Genomic DNA, 21120 nt, shown 5'->3' on the forward strand with positions numbered 1-21120 from the left:
GCGGAGAACGAGTTGTGGGGAGGTCTGGGTGGCTGGGAGATGTGTATAAGAGCACGGCCTCGACCCGCGCGGCGCTGCCGGCGAGATGGCCCAGCTCGGCATAGACGTGAGCCGCCGCCCCGCCCGCGCGGCGGGCCGTGGCCTCGCCGCCCTCCTGAGCCGCTTCCCCAACGGGAGCGGCGTTCTGCTGCAGCTGGTCGTCGGCTGGCTAACCGGGACGCGCGGCAAGAGCGGCGGCTCACTCGTCTACCGGCTCGGGGGAGCCCTCTTGGTCGGCTACTGCCTGTGCCGCGCGGTCGCCCTCTGGCCGCTCCGCGCCCTGCTCGGCTTCGCCGTTGCTTGGGTCCTCGGCGCAGCCCTCGCCGACCGGTGGGCCGCGACTGAAGCCGAGCGCCGCCGCCAGCGCGGCAAGGGCAAGGCCGGGGCGAACAAGCAGCGCGACGATGCCGGCAAGGAGAACGCCGGGGAGACGCCCGCCGACGACGTCGACGAGGAGGACGAGGGCCCCGCTGAGGAGGAAGAGAAGGCTCCCGATGAGGCCGTGCCTGGGCCCGCGCCAGAGGACATCGCAAAGGCGCTGCACGCTCTTGTGGGAAGCGGTAGCGGGGTTCTGTTCACGACCCTCCGGGACCACCTCAAGGTGCCCTCTACCAAGGCCGTGAAAGCGCTGTTGAAAGAGGCTGGTATTCACTCACGCCCGGGGGTCCGTGCGGTGGCAGGAAACGGGCCCGGAATTCACCGGAAAGACTTCCCCTCCTGCCCCTCTTTCGAAGGGGTGGCTCTTGGTGGCGATGTTGTCGCAGGTGAGGAGCCAACAGCCAACGCCAACAACGCCACCCGAGGGCTCCGAGTGGAGCGCTTCGGCGAGTCCGGAGTAATCGTCCATAATCCGGATTAATTGATTAGTGAAGTCGATCTGACTTAAAGTCAAGATTTAGACGAAAGTGTCCCGGAGAGTGCCTAGGAACACTCTCCAGGGCTAAGCCGACTTGTAGGAGTCGACGTGAAAGACAGTAGCGTCCGTTGCATGCCGCCGAAGACGGCGTCTCGTGCTTCGAGGCCGCGACCTGCCAGACGCCCGTCCCGCTGTGCACCCCGCATCGGATGCAGGTCGCGATCGCCATCGTCCCGGACATACTGAGCGTGGCCGCCGAGACGGCCGATGTAACGCCGACGAACGCGGTGGACCCGCACTCGGCTCGCTTGCTGAGGGCAGCGCGGAAGGCACCTCTGCTGCTGAACACCGCCCACGAACCGCAGGTGTACTTCATCGAACACGGGAGGCGGGTGAAGATCGGATACACCACGAACCTCGGCAAGCGCATCAGCTCGCTCTCGCTGCGCCCGAGTGCCGTGGTCCTGGCGCTCTGGGGTGACCGGCAGCTGGAGCAGGCGCTTCACCTCTACTTCGATCCATTTCGGGTTGAGGACTCCGAGTGGTTCCGGCGTGAGGCCCCCGTCCGGTCGTACATGGATGGGAAGCGCAGGCACGAGGACCTAGAGCCGGTAGCGCTGGCGGCAGAGCTTGCCGAGGGGTTCACCTCTCGACGTTGCTGCCTCTGGTCAGGCACCTGGGCATCGACAGCCGGAAAGAGCTGAGGCGCCGACTCGAGGCGGAAGGAATCAGGATCAGGCGCAGCATGCGAACCCGTGAAGGGGCGGGACGCTCCGGCGTCCATCGCGACGACCTCTCCTTGTTCGTGGCCCCTGGCGCCGGTCACCGAACGTAATTCCTGACCGCGAACGGGCTTCAACTGTCAGCCGGGTGTAGCACCATAAGCAGGACAGACGAGGACGAGGAGGACCGCCATGTACCGCTACCGGTGCGACCAGTGCCGCACGACGTCGCCGGCGGCCCGCAGCCGCCACGAGCTGAACCGGCACCGTAGCAGCCACCGCGACCTGTTCCACGGCGGCCACATCCCGGACGGTGAGCACGTCATCGCCCCGCAGCGGATGAGCCTCCTCGACCTCCCACGCGAGCAGCGCATCGCCGCCGTGGTTCTGGCGGTCGTGATCGTCGTGGCGTGCCTGATCCGGTTCTGACCCGCTCACACCGAGGGCCCGCACCTGGGGTGCGGCCCCTCGGTGTGTGTGGGATGACCTCAGCTGCCGGCAGTCTCCGGGTTCTTGGGCATGCGGTGGTGCGGGACGTCGTACTCGCGGGCAATGAGGCGGACGTTCTCCTCGGTCATCGGCAGGTGCTGGGCGATAGTCCTGTTGGACGCCCGTCGCCTTGAGCCCGTCGGCGACGCTTGCGCAGTGCGCGCAACCGCTCCTCCTCCATCACCGAGTCCTGCCAGGTCCAAAGGTCTGCCAGGAGTTCGTCGCGGGCCGCCACTGGGCGCCCAACCATATCCAGACAAAGCGATTTGACAGGTACGAGGCGTGCGTCCTTCCGCAGGTGAGGGCCAGACAGAGCTGGCTTGGGTTAGGTAGTTCGTCTCGATCGAACGCGGCGGCACGGTGATGCGCCCTGCGCGTGGGCATCGAGCAAGCGCCAGTCGCTGTATCAGGGGCGCAGTAGGTGGGACGTCGTGGTGTGCAGGGGTACTAGAGATCACTTTCGAATGTTGTCCGGTACAGGTCATGCCGGTTTTGGTCGCATCCCGGAGTTGATCAGTTACGGGGAGATCGAGGTTGGATGTCTTCGCTGTGTAGATCATGTGAATCGGGGGTGGGGGCTTTGCCACAGGACGGGTCGCGACGTGGTGTCTTCCTGCGACGAAGAGCGCAGAGACGTAGTGCACTGCGGGTGATGGGCGTTGCTGCGTCGGCGGTGATTCTGGTCGGCCTGCTCCCCACCGTGGTGCGCGCGGCTCCCGCAACTCAGTCCGTGACCGAGGCGCAAGATCAGACTTCTGCCGCGGCGATCGCTGCCGAGACCGGGGAGCGCGTCGAGGTCCTCAGCTTGCGCGACGAGTACGCGCAGACGTTTGCGAACCCCGACGGGACGTTCACACTCGAGCAGGCAACCGTGCCGCAGCGAGTGAGGGACGCTGGCGGTAACTGGGTTGAGCCGGACGCGACGCTGGTAAAGCGCGCGGACGGCCGGATCGCACCGAAGGCCGCGGCAGTGGACGTGTCGTTCTCTGGGGGCGGTGCGGCAAGCGAAATGCTGCGGATCGCCAAGGGCGACAAGGCCTTGGGGCTCCAGTGGCCTGATGATCTGCCGGTCCCGGTGCTAGACGGCTCCACCGCGACTTACTTTGAAGTCCTCCCTGGGGTTGACCTGCAGTTGACCGCGACCGTTGAGGGCTCTCGTGAGGTCCTGGTGGTCAAGTCTGCTCAGGCGGCGGCGAATCCTTCCTTGGAGCACATCCAGTTCCAGGCTTCTGGCACAGGCCTGGCTCTGACGCCTGGTGCGGGTGGCGGTGTACGGGCGGTCGACGACGACGGCAACGCCGTGTTCAAGGGGTCGGCTGCGCTGATGTGGGATTCGGCCGGCCCGGAGACAATTTCGACGCTACGTGCCGGCGCCAAGGCGGCGGTGCCTGCCGTGCAGCCGGTCTCTGGCGAGCAAGAGCCTGAGACACAGCCGGGCGACGGTGATGCCACGGCAGTGCTCCCAGTGGGACTGGTTGATGGTGCCGTGAGTATCCGTCCGGACTTGGACCTGCTGCGCGGCGATGCGACGGTGTACCCGGTACACATTGATCCTGAGTTCAAGCTGGAAGCCTCGGAACGCACAGTCCTATCGTCTGACGGGGACCGGTTCTGGCAGTTCGACGGTGACTACGGAGTCGGCAACTGCAGTGCTGTAGGCCCCTACTACTGCGGTTCGAACTACACCAATCGCATGTACTACGAGTTCTCCCCGGCGCGGCTGTCTGGGAAATACGTGCTGGACGCGACCTTCCGGGCCTACGAAACGTGGTCGTTCGACTGCGAAGCGCACTGGGTGGATCTCGAGCGGACCAACAACATCTCAGAAGGCACTCGCTGGCCGGGTCCGACGCAGCTGGATCAGATGGGCGATCGCCTGGTATCGGCGGGCCGGGGCGACGCGTGCTCGCCGGAGCAGCCCAACAAGTGGATCGAGTTCAACGACAACGCAGACGAGACCGACGAGAACCTGACCTCCACGGTGAAGTCGTTCGCCGAGGGCAAGATTTCCCGCCTGACACTGATGCTCCGGGCCAAGGACGAGGGTGATCCGTCGGCATGGAAGCGGTTCGATGACAACGCCGAGCTGTCGGTAATCTACATCGCGCAGCCGGGTACGCCGACCGATGTGGGATTGATCCCCGGCGACGGCGACACCGCATACTGCAGGACCGCAGCGGATCCCCTGATCGTGACACGAACCGATCCCATGGTCCGGGCGCGAGTCCAGACGAAGGTGCAGCCTGCCTCTGACGAAGACAAGGGCAGCCTGCAGGCCGAATTCGCGGTGGAACGACAGCAGGCAGACGCAACGTGGGTGGCTTCGTGGAGTGACTACCGGCCCTCGTCCGGCTGGGTGACCGACGGCACCCTGCAGTCGATGCGGACCACACCCAGGGCAGACAACACGCTTTACCGGTACAAGGCTCGTACGCAGTCCCACACCACGTTCAACAAGAAGGCCGTGGACCAGTTCTCGGCCTACTCGTCATGGTGCTACTTCAAGATCGATGCGACAGCACCCAAAGCCCCGCAGATCTTGCCCAAGGCCCCGTACACCGAGTGCACGGCAAACCTGTGCGAGGGGCACGGCGGCCCAGGAGTAGCCGGGGCGTTCGACTTCAAGCAGAACGCCGCGGACACCGACATCATCGGCTACCGGTACCGGCTACTGACCACAACTGCCGCGGACAAGCAGGAGGTGACCGCAGATGCCAGTCACAACGCCCTGGGCGTCGCTGTCACTCCGACGCTGTCAGGAACCCAGGTACTGACGGTTGAAGCCAAGGACGTTCGGCAGCGATGGGGGACACCTGCTGAGTTGACGTTCAAGGTGGCGCCGGCCCAGGGTCCTGTTGGGCGGTGGCACTTCGACGACGCCGCTCCGGGGTCGCCGGTGGGGACAGCTAAGGACAGCGCCACGGATGGGACTCGGCACGACGCCACACTCAAGGACCCAACGGGTGGAGTTGGCTGGTCGACCCTTGCGCGGCGCGGAGACGCGGACTACTCGCTGTACCTGAACGACAGCTCGGATACAACGGTGCCCGTGGGATGGGCCGCCACCGCAGCTCCTCCAGTGAACAGCCACGATTCGTTTACCGTTTCCACGTGGGCCTACCTTACGGATGCGGCTTCCAACCACGTGATTTTGGCGGCGCCTGGCGATCACGCGAACGCGTTCACTCTGTACTACTCATCGTCTTACAAGGCTTGGGTGTTCAACCGCACGGACCGGGATCTATCCACACCGGTGTATCTGCGCTCTGTGGCGGATAAGCAGAACCCGCCGCTGAGGGTCTGGACGCACCTGGCCGCCGTATTCAAGACCGAAGGCGACGACGGAATCCCTGACACCGACCCCACAAACGACACCATTCAGCTGTTTGTCAATGGACAGCCGCAGGGCCAGCCGGTCAACCTGACCGGATTGTCGTCGACATATCAGCCGTGGACTGCAAGCGGTGGTCTGCAGTGGGGTCGCTCGGTCAAGGACGGAGTCGGGGGCGAGTACTACCGGGGACGCGCGGATGAAACCGCCGTATGGCAGCGTGCCTTGACCGAGGACGAGATCCGGGACGAGACCGCAGTCAGGGAGAACGGCGCTCCGCAAACCGAGCTGGTGGCCGCCTGGGACGCGACCGTGTCCAGCGGGACTGCGATTAAGCAGACCAGTTCCTACCCGCGGGCGAATATGAATCTGTCCGCCACGGGTGCGGTCATCGACGCCGACAACAACAATCTCACCTTGGACGGCACCAGCGGATCCGCTTCTGTCGTTGGCCCAGTGCTGGACGAGACCGCATCGTTCACTATCACAGCCCGGGCACAACTTGACAGTGTCAAGTGGGCTACGAAGCCAACTGGCTACTCCGCGATCGTCGCCGCCCAGCGAGCAGGCGGCACGGCAGGTGAGTCGTCGTGGGCTCTGTGGGCGGAGAAACGGGCGGATGGCATCTATTGGTGCTTCGGACGCGCAGCGGTGGACGCGACTGGGAAACTTACGAAGGCCAGCGAAGTCGAAGACTACAACGTCGCCGAACTGGACACCTTTGTGCAAGTTACGGGCGTCTTCGACGCCAACGAAGTCGATGCCACTCAGAGCGACAAACGCTACGGCGTGACCCATCTGTACGTCGGTGAAACCCCTCAGCCGCTCGGATCGAACGCTGGCTTCTCCACCGCCCAGCAAGGTTCCGGAGACATAACAACAGGCCGCGGGACCAGCGGTGGCACAACAGGCAAGTATCTGCCGGGCGCCCTGGAGGAAATCAAGGTATTCGTCGGCGCGATGGATTCCGAGCAGGTCTTCCAGAAGATCATCGCTCCGCGCGAAACCGGAACGACCTGACCCCTAGGTAGGGGCACGGCACGTTACGCGTCGTGCCCCTACCTGATCGTATGAGCCGCACCAGTCACAGCCTTCACCGTGCACCGGAGAACCCAGCCGGTGCGGGGACCTGAAATAAACGGCCGCGCAGGCCACACAGGGGTGGGACACACATGAGCGTTCTTAGGCCATTGATGTATCGGCGTGCCGCCAAGGTACGTCGCCAGTGGGGCAACCGCCTAGCCGCGGTGGTCGGGTTTGCCATGCTGCCAGGGCTGCTGACCCCGATCGCTTTCGCCTCTGTGTCGAAGCCCCTGGGCCGACCGGAGCTCAGCGCCCCCTCTACGGTCAAGGTCACGCCGTTCACTGCTGAGGCGAAGACCAAGGCCGCTGCCAGGAGAGCCAAGGACGAGAAGGCGCTCAATGCTGACCACCGCCGTGCACAAGACGACCAGGCCCGCACTGTCACCTGGCCGAAAGCAGGAACCGCACAACTCACCGTGCCTGCCAGTGGCGTTAAGATAGCCGCTCCTGGTTCCCTGCCTGTCACCTTGTCCGTGCCTCATGCGGGAAGTAAGGGACGTCCGGCCGTTCGTGCGGCTTCGGTGACCGTCAAGGTGTTGGATCAGAAGGCGTCCCAGGCGGTGGGTCTGAAGGGCGTGCTGCTGACTGCGACGGCTCCTGCCGCCGGCGGAACCGCACGCTTGGGCATTGACTACTCGGCCTTTTCCTCCGCATACGGCGGCGACTGGGCGGGCCGCTTGCAGGTCGCTCAGATGCCCGCCTGCGCACTGACCACGCCGGACAAGGCCGCCTGCCGGACCCTCACCCCTCTGCACTTCACCAATGAGCGTCGTCAGGAGCGGCTCCAGGCCGACCTCGCCTTCGACTCCACCGGGACATCCGCGGCTGCCACCGGCCAGACGATGCTGCTGGCGCTCGCCGCCACCAGCGCCTCCGGCGCTGGCGACCACAAGGCGACCCCACTGGCGGCTTCCTCCACCTGGGAAGCCGGCGGGAACTCCGGTTCCTTCACCTGGTCCTACCCGCTGCGTGTGCCCCCGGCTGCGGCCGGGCCCGCCCCCGACCTGACGATCTCCTACGACTCCGGTAGCGTCGACGGTCGTACTGCAAGCACGAACAACCAGGGCACGTGGATCGGTGAGGGCTTCGACCTCACCTCCTCCTACATCGAGCGCAAGTACGGCACCTGCGACGACGACGGCCAAGACGGCAAGTACGACATGTGCTGGAAGTACGAGAACGCCTCCCTGGTGCTGAACGGCAAGGCCACCGAGCTGGTCAAGGACGACACCAGCCACAAGTGGCGGCTGAAGAACGATGACGCCTCGACCGTCACCCACTCCACCGGGGCCGACAACGGCGACGACGATGGCGAATACTGGACCGTCACCACGGGCGACGGCACGCAGTACGTCTTCGGCTTGAACAAGCTCGACGGGGCAGGCGCCTCCGACCGTACCGAGTCGGTGTGGACGGTCCCGGTCTATGGCGACGACGAGGGGGAGCCCGGCTACAGCAGCGATACCAGCTTCAGCGGCCGCAGCAAGCAACAAGCCTGGCGCTGGAACCTGGACTACGTCGTGGACACCCACGACAACGCCATGACCTACTGGTACGCCGCCGAAGACAACTACTACCTCAGGGCCGGAACCACCTCCAGCAAGTACACCCGCGGCGGCTACCTGAAGGAAATCCGTTACGGTCAGCGCGCCGGCAAGCTGTTCTCCGCTGTCCCGGCCGCCTCGGACAAGGTTGTCTTCACTCCCAGTGAGCGCTGTGAAACCAGCTGCGGCGAGCTCACCGACAGCACCCGCGACCACTGGCCCGATGTTCCATTCGATGCGATCTGTGCATCGGGGGACGCGTGTACCGGTAACGTCGGCCCGACCTTTTTCACGCGCAAGCGCCTGACCGCCGTCACGACCTACTTCTGGGACAAGACCCTCGCCACACCCGACTACGCACCGGTAGACGCTTGGGCTCTCACGCAGAGCTACCTGAAGCCGGGTGACGCCTCCGACCAGGCGCTGTGGCTGGACCAGATCCGCCACACCGGCAAGCGAGGCACGGACATCGCGCTGGATCCGGTCACCTTCACCCCCACCTGGATGGCCAACCGCGTCGACGGCGACGCTGACGACATCCTGCCGCTGTCCCGGCCCCGCATCAAAAAGATCTTGTCTGAGACCGGTGCCGAGACCCAGGTGACCTACATGGACCCGGGCTGCCTGGCCACAGAAATCCGTCCCGCACCCGACCAGAACACCTCACGCTGCTACCCCGTGTATTGGTCGCCTAACGGCGGCCCCACCCCGCAGCTCGACTGGTTCCAGAAGTACCCCGTCTCCTCGGTCACCACAGGGGACACCACCGGCGGATCGGAATCAGTCACCCACACCTACAGCTACTCCGGCGGCGGCGCCTGGCACTACAACGACGACCCGATGACCCCGGAGAAGGAACGCACCTGGTCCATCTGGCGCGGCTTCGAAAAGGTCACCCACCTCACCGGACCTGCAAGCGGCACCCAGTCCAAGACGGTCACCGTCTACCTGCGCGGCATGAACGGCGACCGCGTTCTCGGCAGCGACGGTAAGACACCGGACCGCGACAAGCGGAAATCTGTCACCGTCTCCGGCATCAAGGCGGCGGAGCTGACCGACAGCGAGCAGTACGCCGGCTTCACCCGCGAGTCCGTTACCTACGACGGCGCCAACGAGGTCTCCGGCAGCGTCAACGACCCCTGGTCCCAGCGCACCGCCACCCAGCACAAGTCATACGCCGACACCGAGTCGTACTACGTGCGCACTGGCGCCACGCACGGCCGCACCCGCATCTCGAGCGGCGTCACCCCTTACGACCGGGTCCGTACCACCGTCACCACCTATGACGGATACGGCATGCCGATCACCGTCGACGACAAGGGCGACGACTCACTCACCGGCGACGAAACGTGCACCCGCACCTGGTACGCCCGCAACGACATTAAGGGCATCAACTCGCCTGTCGCACGCTCCCGAGTGGTAGCCAAGGCTTGCGGCGTTGCCGACGCCCAACTGGACCTGCCCGCTGACTCCACACGCCCCGGCGACGTCATCTCCGACACCGCCGCCGCCTACGACACCACCACCTGGACCGAGGACCAGACCCCGACCCAGGGTGAGGCACGCTGGACCGGCCGGGCCAAGGGCTACACCACTGCTGACGCCCCCATCTGGCAGAAGATGGGCACCGTCGACTACGACGACCTGGGCCGGCCCACCACGGTCAAGGACACCAACGACGCCACCAAGCTCACCACCGAGTACGACCCCGTGGCTTCGGGACCGCTGACCGCCACCAAGGTCTCCGACGCCAAGACCTACGCCACCAACACCACCATCAACCCGGCGTGGGGCTCGCCGCTGAAGGTCACCGACCCCAACAACTCGGTCACCGAGTCAACCTACGACAGCCTCGGCCGCGTCACCGCCAATTGGCTGCCCAACAGCTCCCGTGCGGGCAGCAAGCCAGCCAACTACGTCTACACCTACAAGGTGATCTCGTCCGACGTCTCGTGGGTGTCGACCGCGGCCCTCAAGGGTGATGCGACCGGCTACAACACTACCTACGAGTTTTTCGACGCCGCGCTGCGCTTCCGCCAGATCCAGACGCCGACCCCGACCGGCGGACGGCTGATCGCCCAAACCCTCTATGACGCCCGCGGCCTGGCTGTGACCACACAGGGCGACATCTACGACAACACCTCAGCCCCGTCCAGCACGATGGGCCAGATCGATGCCGGCCAGGCACCGATCCAGACCGACACCACCTACGACGGCGCTGGCCGTGCTACCCAGGTGGCAACGAAGACCGGGACCACCCCGCTGTGGACCACCACCAGCACCTACACCGGCGACACCGTCACCACCACTGCCCCCACGGGCGGCCAGGCAGCAGCCGTCGTCACCAACGCCCTGGGACAGACCACCCAACGCAGGGAATACGACGCCCCACAGGTTGCTAACGCCCACTACACCACCACCAGCTTCACCTACACTCCGGGCGGCCAAGCAAAAACCATCACCGGACCGGACACGTCTGCCTGGTCCTACACCTACGACCTGTTCGGCCGGCAGATCACGGCGACCGACCCCGACAAGGGGAAGACCGACACCGCTTACAACGAACTCGACCAGGTCATCTCCACCAGCGACGCGCTGGTCCTGGCCGGTGACGCTTCCCGCAAACTGATCTACGAGTACGACGAGCTCGGCCGCAAGACCAAGCAGTGGACCGGCTCCAAGACCGACGCCACCCTGGCCGCCGCCTGGACCTACGACAGCATCAAGAAGGGCCAGCTCACCGACGCCACCCGTTACGTCGGCGGCCTGACCGGCCAGGCCTACACCAACAGGGTGACCGCGTACGACTCGATGTACCACGTCACCGGCAACCAGCTTCTGCTGCCCGCAGAAGACCCTCTGGTCAAGGCTGGCGTACTCAGCCCCCTGGCATTCACCACGGCTTACCGCCTGGACGGCACCATCAGCCAGCACCGCGAACCTGCCGTGGCGGGACTGGCCACCGAACAGCAGTCCTTCACGTACAACGCCACCGGGCAGCAAGTGGGCCTGAAGGGGACCACCGGCTACCTGGTGGCCGCCACCTACTCACCCCAAGGCGACCGCAAGCAGCTCACCCTCGGACTCGCCTCCACCCCAGGCAAGTACGCCTACCTCAACAACGAGTACGAACCCGGCACTCGCCGCTTGGCCCGCTCATACGTCACCGACGACATCCACGGCTACATGCCGCAAGAACTGCGCTTCAAGCAGGACGACGCCGGCAACGTCCGCTCCATCTTCGACGCCACCACGCTCGGCGGCACCGGCAAGAGCGACAACCAGTGCTTCCTCTACGACGGCTACCGCCGCGTGACCGAAGCGTGGACCCCCACCACCGCCGACTGCGCCGACTCCGGCCGCACCACCGCCAACCTCGGCGGCGCCGCCCCCTACTGGAACAGCTACACCTACAAGGACAGCGGTCTGCGCGACACCAGCACCGTGCACACCTCCACAAGCAACACCACCACGAAATACGGCTACGGCACCGCCAACGGCCAACCCCACGCCCTGTCGTCCACCACCGTCGGAAGCACCACTACCGGCAGCTACGCCTACGACAAGACCGGCAACACCACCGGACGCCCCGGCACCCAGGCCGCCCAAACCATGACCTGGAACCCCGAAGGCAAGCTCGCCACCAGCAGCGAGCCCGCTGCAGGAAGCAAGCCCGCCACCGGCACCAGCTACCTCTACGACGCCAACGGCACGCTCTTCATCCGCCGCCCCACCACTACCGACGGCGAAACCGTCCTCTACCTGGGCGCCACCGAAGTCCACCTCAAAACCACCAGCGGCGGCACGACCAAAACCCTGACTGGCAACCGCTATTACACCGCCGCCGGCCAAACCATCGCAGTGCGCACCGCAACCCCGTCCAGCAACACCGTCACCTTCCTCGCCGGCGACCACCACGGCACCATGAGCCTCGCGCTCGACGCCACCACACTGGCCATCACCAAGCGCTACAGCACACCATTCGGTGCCTCCCGCGGCACGAGTGTCACCACCTGGCCCGACGACAAGGCCTTCCTCGGCGCCCCGGCAGACACCACCACTGGCCTCGCCCACATCGGCGCCCGCGAATACGACCCAACCACCGGCCGATTCCTCAGCGTGGACCCCCTACTCGATATCACCGCCGCTCAGTCTTTGAACGGCTACACCTACGCAAACAACAGCCCTGCAACGATGTCCGACCCAACCGGCCTCGCCACTGCCTGCGCCGATTTCTGCCAACCTGGTGACGTAACATCAGACCTCGAAGGCACGCGCGGCTCTCCCAAACCTGCAGGCACGCACGAGACTTACAACGCTCAGGGACACCGTACTCGCAGAAGCACTTCGGGAACCGCTGCCGCTGACAGCACTGGCAACGTCGGCAGCAACTCGGAGGGACTGACGCTGGACGACGACACCTACGACAGGTTGAGGAGCTACTACGGCTATAGCGGGTCCGCCGAGTTGACCGACGCGGACTATGCGGCCTGGATCGACAATGCACCCGAGGGTGAAGCCGAAAACATAATAGAGTTCCATAAATGTGTCGTGTCGGGAAAAGCGGCTAGTTCCTGCTTGGCCGACTTGGATGGTGTGGGGCGCGGCTTCCTGTCCGACGACACGGAACAGCTCCTAGATGAGATTTCCGTTCTTGCGGGCGAGGTGGCATTTGGTGCGCAGATATATGGTGCTGGATGCGCCGCTGCGACAGGACCCGAGACCGCCGGCGCTGGGGCTGCTGCTTGCGTTGCCGCCGCGGAGAGCGTGACCACCATCGCCCTGTACGTGGGGGCCTCTATGCAAACCCTCACTGTGGTGAACGCCTGGGCGAAGGGCGATACAGGAGACGCTGTTATGCGCAGTCTAGCCATAGCGGGTGGGTACGGCATTTTGCGATCCGGAGCGATAGCAAATGGTGTGGCGAAAGCTGGGTCGGCTGCCTGGAGCGGTATCAAGTCGAGGGTCGGGTTTTAGGATTCGGCCAAAATCGGTTATTATCGATGCGCCTGACAGGCTGGGAGGGGATGATTTCGCATGGATTCGTGGGTTGATAGGCGTATCTTCTGGGTCAGCGCCCTAACTGCGCTCGCCGTCTATTTGGGGTATATCGTGCACGGCATGCCTCAGAAGTCCGTGTGGCAGTTGGTTGGAATGGCCTCCGCATTTTTTCTTCCGGCGCGTTACGTGTGGGTTGTGCACCTTCGCACTAGAGTGAAAGTCACCCCCGAGGTGCTGGTTGCGGTGAACCGGAACGGGGAATACGTTATTCCATGGAGTCGTATTGAAGGATTTCAGTCCCTTCCTGGAAGGCTGAACATGCAGTTCAGGGATGGAAGCGCTCTCCGCTTGGATGCCTTCTCTGAATGGCCTTCATTCGGAAGGCGCGCGGTGGTCGCGGGCAGGCTGGAGTCGTTCCGGCGTGAGGTCGCGCGGAACGACTCGGCCCAGGTGGCGGCTACGCCGAATCCGCCGCTTGTGAAGTTGAGCGCTTGGGCTCCGTGGGTTTTGTTGGTGATTGCTGTCGTGATGAGGTGGTTCTCTTACTGAGGTTGAGTTACGCGATTCATGGCTCGCACCTGGGTGCGGGCCCTGAATCGTTCCCAGAACTGACTGAGCTTTGCTGATCAGGTTGGTGCTGAGCGAATTTCGAGTCCGGTGTGGGCGAGGAACGCGGTCAGCAGGGCGGGACGGTGCTGGATCGTGCGGAGTCCTGTTCGAACGGCGTGGGTGAGTTCGTCGATGGTGAGGGCGGCGAGGTTGGCCAGGGCGGTGCGTTTGAGGTGGGACCAGACTTGTTCGAGGGGAGGTCGGGAGCGTAGGCGGGCAGGTAGCGAACGGTCAGCCACGGCCGGCCCGAGATTGATCGCTGCATCCAGCGGATATGGTGTCCGGCGAGGTTGTCCCAGATCAGTACCATGGGTGCGCCGAGAGTCTGGTGGGCCTGGTCGAGCAGGGGAATCAGGTCGCGGTCGCGGTACCAGCCGGTGCGGATCCGGTAGATCAGTCTGGGGTCTCGCCGGGGCGGTAGCAGGCCAGGGCGGTCATGGACAGTTTCGGCTGGCGGCCCTTGACCATGGTCAGCACCGGAGTCTGCCCGGCCGGTGCCCAGGTGCGGACGAAGGCGCCGGTCAGCGAGGTCCCCGCCTCGTCCTGGAAGCAGAACCAGGCTCCGGCGGCCCCCCTTTTTCGATCTTCGGCCACCCGGTCTCCACCCACTCCTGGATCGCGCCCGCGTCACGCTCGGCGGCTTGACGGGCGGGCACTTGAGGAGTGAAGCCCATCCGGTGCAGAAGCCGGCTCACCCCGGACAGCGAGCCGTAGACCACCGAGAACCGCTCGATGATCACGCGGCGGACCCGCGCCAGCGTCCAGCCGTCGGTGGCGAATCCGTAGTCCTTGGCCCCGGCCCGCAGCAGTTCCCGCAGAGCCTGCCGCTGAACTTCGTCCAGAGCGCACTGCGCGCCGGCGATCCCCCGCCCCAGCAGGGCATCCGCGCCGCCCTCGCTCCAGGCATGGTGCCAGTTGTGCACCGCCTGCGCGCTGACTCCCAGCAGACGTGCGATCTCCGCATCCGGCCGGCCGCCCTGTTCAAATAACTGGCCTGCGTCAGACGCCTTTGCTCCCTTGCCCGATGAAAATCACCGGCACCTTGTCCTGCCCCCATGAATACGGCATACCACCCACGACATGATCAGCCAAGGTCAGTGAGCCTCGGCCGGGTTCGTCGGCTTCGGCTGGCGATGACACCGTGACCGGGTGACGTCCGTGATCGCACATCCAAAGTGCCGATGGGGCGTGGGGGCGGCCGACGGGAGTGCTATGTACCGCTGCCGGTCCGCACATCACGACGTCGATGGCGGCCCAAGGTTGTCACGAGTTGAACCAGCACCGTAGCAGCCACCGCGATCTGTTCCACGGCTGGCACATCCCGGACGGCGAACAGGTCATCGCGCCGCAGCGGATGAGCCTCCTCGACCTGCCGCGCGAGCAGCGCATCGCTGCCGTGGTCCTGGCGGTCGTGCTCGTCGTGGCGTGCCTGATCCGGTTCTGACTCGCGCACGACGGAGGGCCCGCACCCTGGGGTGCGGGCCCTCGGTGTGTCCGGGGCGGCGTCAGCCGGTGGCCGCCTGCGGTTCCTTGGGCGTGCGGTGGTGGGCGACGCCGTACTCGCGGGCGATGAGGCGGACGTTCTCCTCGGTCATCGGCAGGTGCTGGGCGATGGTCCTGTTGGTGACGCCCGTTGCCCTGAGCTCGTCGGCGATGCGTTTGCGCAGGGCGTGACGCAGCCGCTCTTCCTCGCGCACCGCGTCCTGCCAGGCGCGGACGTCTGCCAGGAGTTCGTCGCTGGGCCTGTACTCGTCGCTCATGCATGCATGCTCGCACAAGCCGACTTGGACAGGAAGGCGGCGCGGCTGTTTTCGCGGTGGGGCGGCTGGAAATTATCCCAACTCATTTGGGCAACCGAGGGTATCCAAAATGGTTTGGAGAATGATGAATGTGTAACACTTCACCACAAAAGGGAGTTACCGTGATCGACCCCAACAGCACCCCCCAGACCGCAGCGGCCGCCGGCCTCGCCGACCTCTTCGAGCAGGTCGACGCCGAGCGCGCCAGCGGCATCCACCGCTTCTGGGACTCCGCGACGGCCTACGACGCCACCCAGTGCCGGGAGGACATCAACGACGGTGACGTGCTGGTCGTCGAAGAGGAGCAGGTGGTCGGCTTCCTCGTGGAGGCCTGGCCGCACTCGATCACGGAGGAGCACGGCGAGTTCCACGCCCTCACCATTCCCGTCGGCGACTACCGGGACGGCAAGTACGTGGAGGCCGCGGCCCGGGCCGCCAAGATCGCCCGCGAACTCGGCTGCCCCGTCCACCCCGGCATCACCGACCTGGTCGACGAGCCCGCCGAGGCCGACGAAGCCCCGGCCGCCGGCGACGTCATCCGGGTCGCCGTCCGCGCTTTCCGGAACACCGGCCCCCTCGCCACGGTCCACATCAACTGCAAGTGCCCGCTCAAGTCCAGCCTGATCGGCACGTACGTCACGCTCGCCGAGGCCGAGAAGGCGGCGGCCGAGCACCGGCCGGACGTCGCCCCGCGCCGGTGCAAGCTGTCCGGCCCGCTCCTGGCCACCACCGCCCCGGAGTTCGCCGCAGGCGACCGCGTCATCTGCCCCGACGGCGCCGCCCGCACCGTGAAGGGCATGTACCGGGCGAAGGGCCAGCCGACCGCGGTCATCGTCGACGGCGGCAGCACCGTCGACCCGGCCAAGGTGCAGCGGGTCGACACCTCCCGCATCCCCGAGGCCCGCCGGGTCGCCACCCTGTACGCCGTCCGCGTCCGCACCAACCCCGACCCGAACGACCCGGTATGGGCCGAGGCGCTGCGCGAGCTGACCGAGGCCCTGCGGTACCTGGAGCAGGCCGACCCCCTGTACGCCGAGGTCATCGCCAAGAGCGGCACCGAACGCCTCACCCTCTCCATCCCCCGGACCGACGTCCTCAAGGGCGACGTCCTCCACGCCTTCGGCGCCCGCCTCACCGTGAACGACACCGGCGTCACCGGGGCCCGCGAGACCGGCCAGTGCGACTGGTGGGCCGAAGTCCACGGCGTCACCGACGCCGACTGCGTCAAGACCTACCGCTCGCCGTGGAAGGTGGCCCTGCCCCTCGGAGACGCCGCCTGGGACGTCGTCACCGTGGAGCGCGACGTCCACGCCCCCGACCTCCGGCAGATCAAGGCCCGCCCCGTCGTCGAGGCCGTCGTCCCCGGGCGGCCGGCGACCGGCGAGGGCGTCGCCCCCCGGCACGCCGGACACCCGGACATCGACGCCGCCCGCGAGGCCCTGCGCCCCCTGCGCCCGGCGGTCGTGGCCGACGACACCGAGGTGACGGAGCCTCACCAGGCGGACCCCGAGCTGCGCGGCTACCTCCTCGAACCCCGCGGCCTCGGCCGGGTCGCCGCTTACTGGATCGAGGCCGGGCGCGCCGTGTCCGCCGATGACGGCTGGGACGGCCCGTCGCTGGCTATCCTCGCGGACAAGCTGACGATGGCCGGATGGACCGTCACCCGCCCGACGGGGAGCGGGATCTGCGTCTTCGCCCAGCGCCCCGCGGACTGACGTCCCCCTGGACGGCGCCCCGCCTGCACTTGCCGCAGGCGGGGCGTCCTGCTGTCCGGCTCCTTCCGACCCCGACCCGCTTGACGATCACTTGACCAAGCCCCTTTGGGTAACGAGGGTATCCAAAGGCATTTGGTCAATGAATGAGGTGTCACACCAAACCACAAAGCACCAGGTCAGCGAAGGGCGGCAGCCATGGACGGCACCCAAAACACCACCACCGAGCCCACCCGGTGCCGCCGGTGCAACCGCCTCCTCCGCTGCCCGAGCCCCGACGGGTACGGCCCGAAGTGCCGCACCCGCATCCGCAAGGCCAGCCGCTCCGAGGTCGTCGCCCCCTACAAGCCGCACCTGGTCGCCAAGGCCGTCGAGCTGCTGGAGCAGGGCGGCGTCCTCCCCCTCCGCGCCAAGCGGGTCTTCGAAGTCGTCTCCGCCGACGGCTCCAAGACCTACCGCACGGCGGCCACCGGCCAGTGCAACTGCCCGGCCAGCCTCAAGACCCGCCCGTACGCCTGCTACCACGCGATCGCGGTCCGCATCGCAGCGGTCGCCTGACCCCTCGGGGCCGGGCGACCGCCCGGCCCTCCCACCTCACCGGAAGGACCGACCGTGACCGCCACCTACACCCCCCAGCAGCGGGCCGCCCGCCTCGCCCGCTCCTTCGCCGAAGCCCTCCGTGACCGCAACGCCCTCCGCGCCAGTCGTCCCGAGCCCCGCGAGATCGCCGCACTCCTCGACACCGCGGCGACGGTCCTCGAGGCGGCCCCGCCTGCCACCGACATGCCCGACGCCGCGGCGGCCGCCCTGCACGAGGCCGGAGAGATCGCCGAAGGTACCGGCGACCTCCCCGCCACTGCGCTGGAGTACATCACCGCCACGATCACCGGCCGCATGCCCGAGCTGCCCCACCTCAACCCCACCACCCCGGCCCTCGCCCGGCAGGCGCAGGACCTGCAGGCGCGCATCACGACCGTCCTGCACGACGCGTTCGACAGCGACACCGACAGCAGCGTCCGCTTCGTCGCCACCGCGCTCCTCGCCCTCCACCGCAAGTTCGACCGGCTCACCGAAGACGTCGCCACCGACCGCTTCCAGCCCACCGCCTGACCAGCCACCAGACCAACGAGGAGGACCCGATGTTCCACGAGACGATCACCCACGCGGGCGGCACCACCACCGGAACCGCCAGCGAGGCGCACGCACTGACCCTGCTCGCCCGCAGCCACCGCCGCGGCCTCCACATCGAAGCCCGGCGCGACGGCGGCGCCCTCATCTCCTGGACCCGCCTCCAGTTCGGCCCCGGCGACGGCCAGGTCGACACCGTGGAGCGCTCGATCCGCCTCACCCCGACCGAGCTGCTGACCTCGGTCCTCCGAGGCGGCACCGTCCGCCACGACCTGGAGACCATCGACGCCCACTCCCGGTCCCGCTGGGAGAGCCCCCGCAGCAGGCGAGTCGTCATCATCGGCGAGGACGGCATCGAGGCCGTCACCGGCCTCACCCTCCACAAGCTCGGCATGGTCACCGACGCCCCCGGCGGCCGGGTCCGCCTCACCCTCGCCGCCCGCCTCGGCCTGCTCGCCTACCACCACCGGCCGCGAACCCCTCACCCGGACCGCGGCCTGACCTACTGCACCTGCGGCATGACCGCGGCCGCCGGCGACGACCCGAAAGAGGCCCGGATGGTCCGGGCCCGCAACCACCTCCGCGAGGTCACCGGAGCGTTCGTCACGGGCCTGACCCGCCCGGCCGCCCGGTTCGCCTGACCTCACCCCGCCGCGCCGGGGGGTGACCGGTCTGCTCAACGGCTGGAAATCCCTCGGCCTTTCTTAGCCAAACGCAGTTGGACTGAGAGGCGACGGCGCCCCACCCGGACCGGGTGGGGCGTCCGCCCGTGAGGCCGTCAGCTCTGGCGCGGCGCCGACGTGCTTCGGTGGCCGGCCGCGATGTCGGCGACCCGCTGCGGGGTGACCTGGAGGTGGGGGGCGATCTCGTCGCGGGTGCGGCCCTCGTCCAGGAGGGACCGCACCGTCTGCTGCCGCTGGGCCCGGAGCCAGCGCTGCAGGTCGGGGATCGCCAGGAGGGCGTCCGTCAGGGCCTTGGCATGGTCGATGGTGACCGGCCCGGCCGCCAGGTCGGCCAGCGCGCGGAACGGCTTGGGGAGTTGGGGTGTGCTGTCCACGCCCCGACCGTAGTGGGTACCCACGAGCCCGGCCGGCGGGCCGCACCCTCCGGGTGCATCGCCGCAGGTCAGGGGTGGGAAATTCCTCGAAATCTTTTAGCCAAACGAGGTTGGCTAACGGTGGGTCAGGAAGGATGAAAGTAGAACAACGCACCCCAAACCACCAACCCCCAGGGAGCCCGCCATGGACGCCACCACCGCCCTCACCAAGCTCACCGCCCGCGCCAACGGCGCCTTCGCCAAGGCCGAGTCCGCCCGCACGGCCCTGACCGACGCACTCACGATCCTCGACTCCCCGGTCGACGGCCTCATGGACGCCGTACTGGCCGCCGACGGCCAGGCCAAGCCGTGGCGGGAGCTGATGGTGCGCATCGAGCGGCACGGCGTTCGTGACGGCCTTGCCAAGCAGCGGGCCGAGGCGCTGGAGGCCCTGCTCCACTACGGCTTCTCGATGAGCACCGGCCAGGTCACCAACGCGGCCCGCCACCACGAGGACATGGGCCTCCGCCGCTTCATCAACGTGACCGACGGCATGGACATCGAGGCCGGCGCCCCCGCCACTGCCTGACCGCCCGGGCCGCCCGCACCGGGCGGGCGGCCCCTCCCTCCCACCAGGAGCCAACCCCCAAGGAGAACCGACGTGATCCGCCCGAACACCCTCCAGCTCGAAGCGCTCCGCCTCATCGCAGCCGGTGGCGTCACCGTCCGCGAGTTCGGCCCCCGCAAGAACCTGCGCGTCCACGGACCCGACGGCACCAACGAGGTCTGGGTCCAGACCATGTGGGCCCTGGAGAACCACGGCTGGACCACGCGAGACTTCTCGTACTCGCTGGCGCAGGGACAGCCGCTCGTGATCAACCCGAGCGGGCAGGCCTTCGTGGACGAGGCGCCCGAGCCGGACGTCGAGGCCGACCCCCGCAAGCGCGGCCTCCTCGACCTCGCTCACCGGGCGCTGCGGGCCGAGCAGTTCGAGCGGGCCCGGATCGCCTCGGTCCTGATGAGCGAAGACCGCGTCATCGGCGCCGACGAGATCACGCGCCTGATGCGCGTCACCGCCAACGCCCTGCCGTGGCGCAGGCTCCTCGCCGCGGCCGCGAACGTGGATCTCTTCGAGACGCTGGCCGAGGTGCGGTCGGCGCTGACCGACCGGCTCGTGGACGGCACCCTAGGGCCCGCCGGCAACCTGGTGGGCGTCGCGGACGGCCTCATGGTCCAGGAGGGCATCCGCGACTTCCTCGCCGCGACCGAGAGGTACGCGCGGCCCGCCGCGAGCTGAGCGAACGCCCCACGCGAGGCGGCCGCGTGGGGCATCATCCCAGGTCAGCGGCCTGAAATTCCCCGAAACTTTTTAGCCAAACGAGGTTGGCTAACGGTGGGTCAGGAAGGATGAAAGTAGAACAACGCACCCCAAACCACCAACCCCCAGGGAGCCCGCCATGACCGCCACCATCACCACCGCCACCACCGACGCGGTGTTCGCCGAGGCCGCCCGCGCCACCTCATGGAAGGTCACCAACCTCGGCCCGGTCACCGAAGTCCGGCACGGCTCCTACACCTGGACGGTCCAGCTTCCCACCGGCAGCGGCCCGGCGACGGTCACCCACCGGGACGGATGGGGCGGCGTCGAATTCGTCGGCATCACGGCCACCCCGGCCCAGACGATCGGAATCGTCGAGGCGGCCATGGCCGCAACCCGGGTCCTCTGACCCACCCCGGCGGGCCCACCCGGGCCCGCCGGGGTGGGTCAGAG

General features: G+C 67.1%; 16 protein-coding genes and 1 pseudogene. 13 read left to right on the forward strand and 4 right to left on the reverse strand.

All coding sequences use genetic code 11. The features are described 5' to 3' along the window. The first annotated feature begins 85 nt into the window (after positions 1-85). The 5 genes from PV341_RS31045 (at position 86) to PV341_RS31065 (ending at position 13041) form a co-directional block, all read left to right on the forward strand. Positions 86-898 (forward strand): hypothetical protein, encoded by an 813-nt coding sequence (locus PV341_RS31045; RefSeq protein WP_500359570.1) that lies wholly within the window; start codon positions 86-88, stop codon positions 896-898. 125 nt (positions 899-1023) lie between these two features. Beyond that, positions 1024-1599: a GIY-YIG nuclease family protein gene (locus tag PV341_RS31050; RefSeq protein ID WP_500324170.1), complete on the forward strand. Its 576-nt coding sequence runs from the start codon at positions 1024-1026 to the stop codon at positions 1597-1599. Positions 1600-1809: 210 nt separating this feature from the next. Next, the gene (locus PV341_RS31055; protein ID WP_500324171.1) at positions 1810-2046 is read left to right on the forward strand and encodes a hypothetical protein; all 237 of its coding nucleotides are present in this window, start codon (positions 1810-1812) and stop codon (positions 2044-2046) included. A gap of 712 nt (positions 2047-2758) precedes the next feature. After that, a complete protein-coding gene (locus PV341_RS31060; protein ID WP_500359571.1) occupies positions 2759-6457 on the forward strand; it encodes a laminin G domain-containing protein in 3699 nt (1232 codons plus the stop codon). Positions 6458-6609: 152 nt separating this feature from the next. Then, positions 6610-13041 carry an RHS repeat-associated core domain-containing protein gene (locus tag PV341_RS31065; RefSeq protein WP_500359573.1) on the forward strand — a complete coding sequence of 2144 codons (6432 nt, stop codon included), beginning with the start codon at positions 6610-6612 and terminating at the stop codon, positions 13039-13041. Between the two features lie 1154 nt (positions 13042-14195). Here PV341_RS31065 and PV341_RS31070 read toward each other — a convergent pair. Further along, a complete protein-coding gene (locus tag PV341_RS31070; protein WP_500359577.1) occupies positions 14196-14552 on the reverse strand; it encodes a helix-turn-helix domain-containing protein in 357 nt (118 codons plus the stop codon). Between the two features lie 6 nt (positions 14553-14558). Next, a pseudogene (locus tag PV341_RS31075) lies at positions 14559-14654 on the reverse strand (helix-turn-helix domain-containing protein); the annotation flags it as partial. Between the two features lie 290 nt (positions 14655-14944). Here PV341_RS31075 and PV341_RS31080 point away from each other — a divergent pair. Next, positions 14945-15118 (forward strand): hypothetical protein, encoded by a 174-nt coding sequence (locus PV341_RS31080; protein WP_500324174.1) that lies wholly within the window; start codon positions 14945-14947, stop codon positions 15116-15118. A 61-nt stretch (positions 15119-15179) separates the two neighbouring features. On the opposite strand, the gene PV341_RS31085 is transcribed toward PV341_RS31080, so the two are convergent. After that, complete coding sequence (locus PV341_RS31085) at positions 15180-15434, reverse strand: hypothetical protein (RefSeq protein ID WP_500324175.1); 255 nt, start codon at positions 15432-15434, stop codon at positions 15180-15182. A 161-nt stretch (positions 15435-15595) separates the two neighbouring features. Between PV341_RS31085 and PV341_RS31090 the strand changes: the two genes are divergently transcribed. The 4 genes from PV341_RS31090 to PV341_RS31105 all read left to right on the forward strand — a co-directional run bounded on the left by PV341_RS31090 (position 15596) and on the right by PV341_RS31105 (position 18954). Continuing rightward, positions 15596-17188: a hypothetical protein gene (locus PV341_RS31090; protein WP_500359574.1), complete on the forward strand. Its 1593-nt coding sequence runs from the start codon at positions 15596-15598 to the stop codon at positions 17186-17188. A 195-nt stretch (positions 17189-17383) separates the two neighbouring features. Further along, positions 17384-17743, forward strand: coding sequence for a hypothetical protein (locus PV341_RS31095; protein WP_500359575.1), 360 nt, complete (start codon positions 17384-17386; stop codon positions 17741-17743). A 54-nt stretch (positions 17744-17797) separates the two neighbouring features. Further along, positions 17798-18295, forward strand: a complete 498-nt coding sequence (locus PV341_RS31100) for a hypothetical protein (RefSeq protein ID WP_500324178.1) — start codon at positions 17798-17800, stop codon at positions 18293-18295. 29 nt (positions 18296-18324) lie between these two features. Continuing rightward, the gene (locus PV341_RS31105) at positions 18325-18954 is read left to right on the forward strand and encodes a hypothetical protein (protein ID WP_500324179.1); all 630 of its coding nucleotides are present in this window, start codon (positions 18325-18327) and stop codon (positions 18952-18954) included. Between the two features lie 137 nt (positions 18955-19091). On the opposite strand, the gene PV341_RS31110 is transcribed toward PV341_RS31105, so the two are convergent. Further along, positions 19092-19370 (reverse strand): sigma-70 family RNA polymerase sigma factor, encoded by a 279-nt coding sequence (locus PV341_RS31110; protein ID WP_500324180.1) that lies wholly within the window; start codon positions 19368-19370, stop codon positions 19092-19094. A 184-nt stretch (positions 19371-19554) separates the two neighbouring features. Here PV341_RS31110 and PV341_RS31115 point away from each other — a divergent pair, with 184 nt between their 5' ends. From PV341_RS31115 to PV341_RS31125, 3 genes are all read left to right on the forward strand, one after another. After that, positions 19555-19938: a hypothetical protein gene (locus PV341_RS31115; RefSeq protein ID WP_500324181.1), complete on the forward strand. Its 384-nt coding sequence runs from the start codon at positions 19555-19557 to the stop codon at positions 19936-19938. 72 nt (positions 19939-20010) lie between these two features. Then, complete coding sequence (locus PV341_RS31120; RefSeq protein ID WP_500324182.1) at positions 20011-20646, forward strand: hypothetical protein; 636 nt, start codon at positions 20011-20013, stop codon at positions 20644-20646. A gap of 160 nt (positions 20647-20806) precedes the next feature. Then, positions 20807-21076, forward strand: a complete 270-nt coding sequence (locus PV341_RS31125; RefSeq protein WP_500324183.1) for a hypothetical protein — start codon at positions 20807-20809, stop codon at positions 21074-21076. The last annotated feature ends 44 nt before the right edge of the window (positions 21077-21120 follow it).

This window comes from Streptomyces sp. PA03-1a (assembly GCF_033792805.1).
GTDB lineage: Bacteria > Actinomycetota > Actinomycetes > Streptomycetales > Streptomycetaceae > Actinacidiphila.

Coding starts and splice junctions, on each gene's coding strand:
- PV341_RS31085 (WP_500324175.1), bottom strand. CDS start 15,434: ATGAGCGACGAGTACAGGCCCAGCGACGAACTCCTGGCAGACGTCCGC.
- PV341_RS31060 (WP_500359571.1), top strand. CDS start 2,759: ATGGGCGTTGCTGCGTCGGCGGTGATTCTGGTCGGCCTGCTCCCCACC.
- PV341_RS31055 (WP_500324171.1), top strand. CDS start 1,810: ATGTACCGCTACCGGTGCGACCAGTGCCGCACGACGTCGCCGGCGGCC.
- PV341_RS31045 (WP_500359570.1), top strand. CDS start 86: ATGGCCCAGCTCGGCATAGACGTGAGCCGCCGCCCCGCCCGCGCGGCG.
- PV341_RS31065 (WP_500359573.1), top strand. CDS start 6,610: ATGAGCGTTCTTAGGCCATTGATGTATCGGCGTGCCGCCAAGGTACGT.
- PV341_RS31095 (WP_500359575.1), top strand. CDS start 17,384: ATGGACGGCACCCAAAACACCACCACCGAGCCCACCCGGTGCCGCCGG.
- PV341_RS31115 (WP_500324181.1), top strand. CDS start 19,555: ATGGACGCCACCACCGCCCTCACCAAGCTCACCGCCCGCGCCAACGGC.
- PV341_RS31105 (WP_500324179.1), top strand. CDS start 18,325: ATGTTCCACGAGACGATCACCCACGCGGGCGGCACCACCACCGGAACC.
- PV341_RS31125 (WP_500324183.1), top strand. CDS start 20,807: ATGACCGCCACCATCACCACCGCCACCACCGACGCGGTGTTCGCCGAG.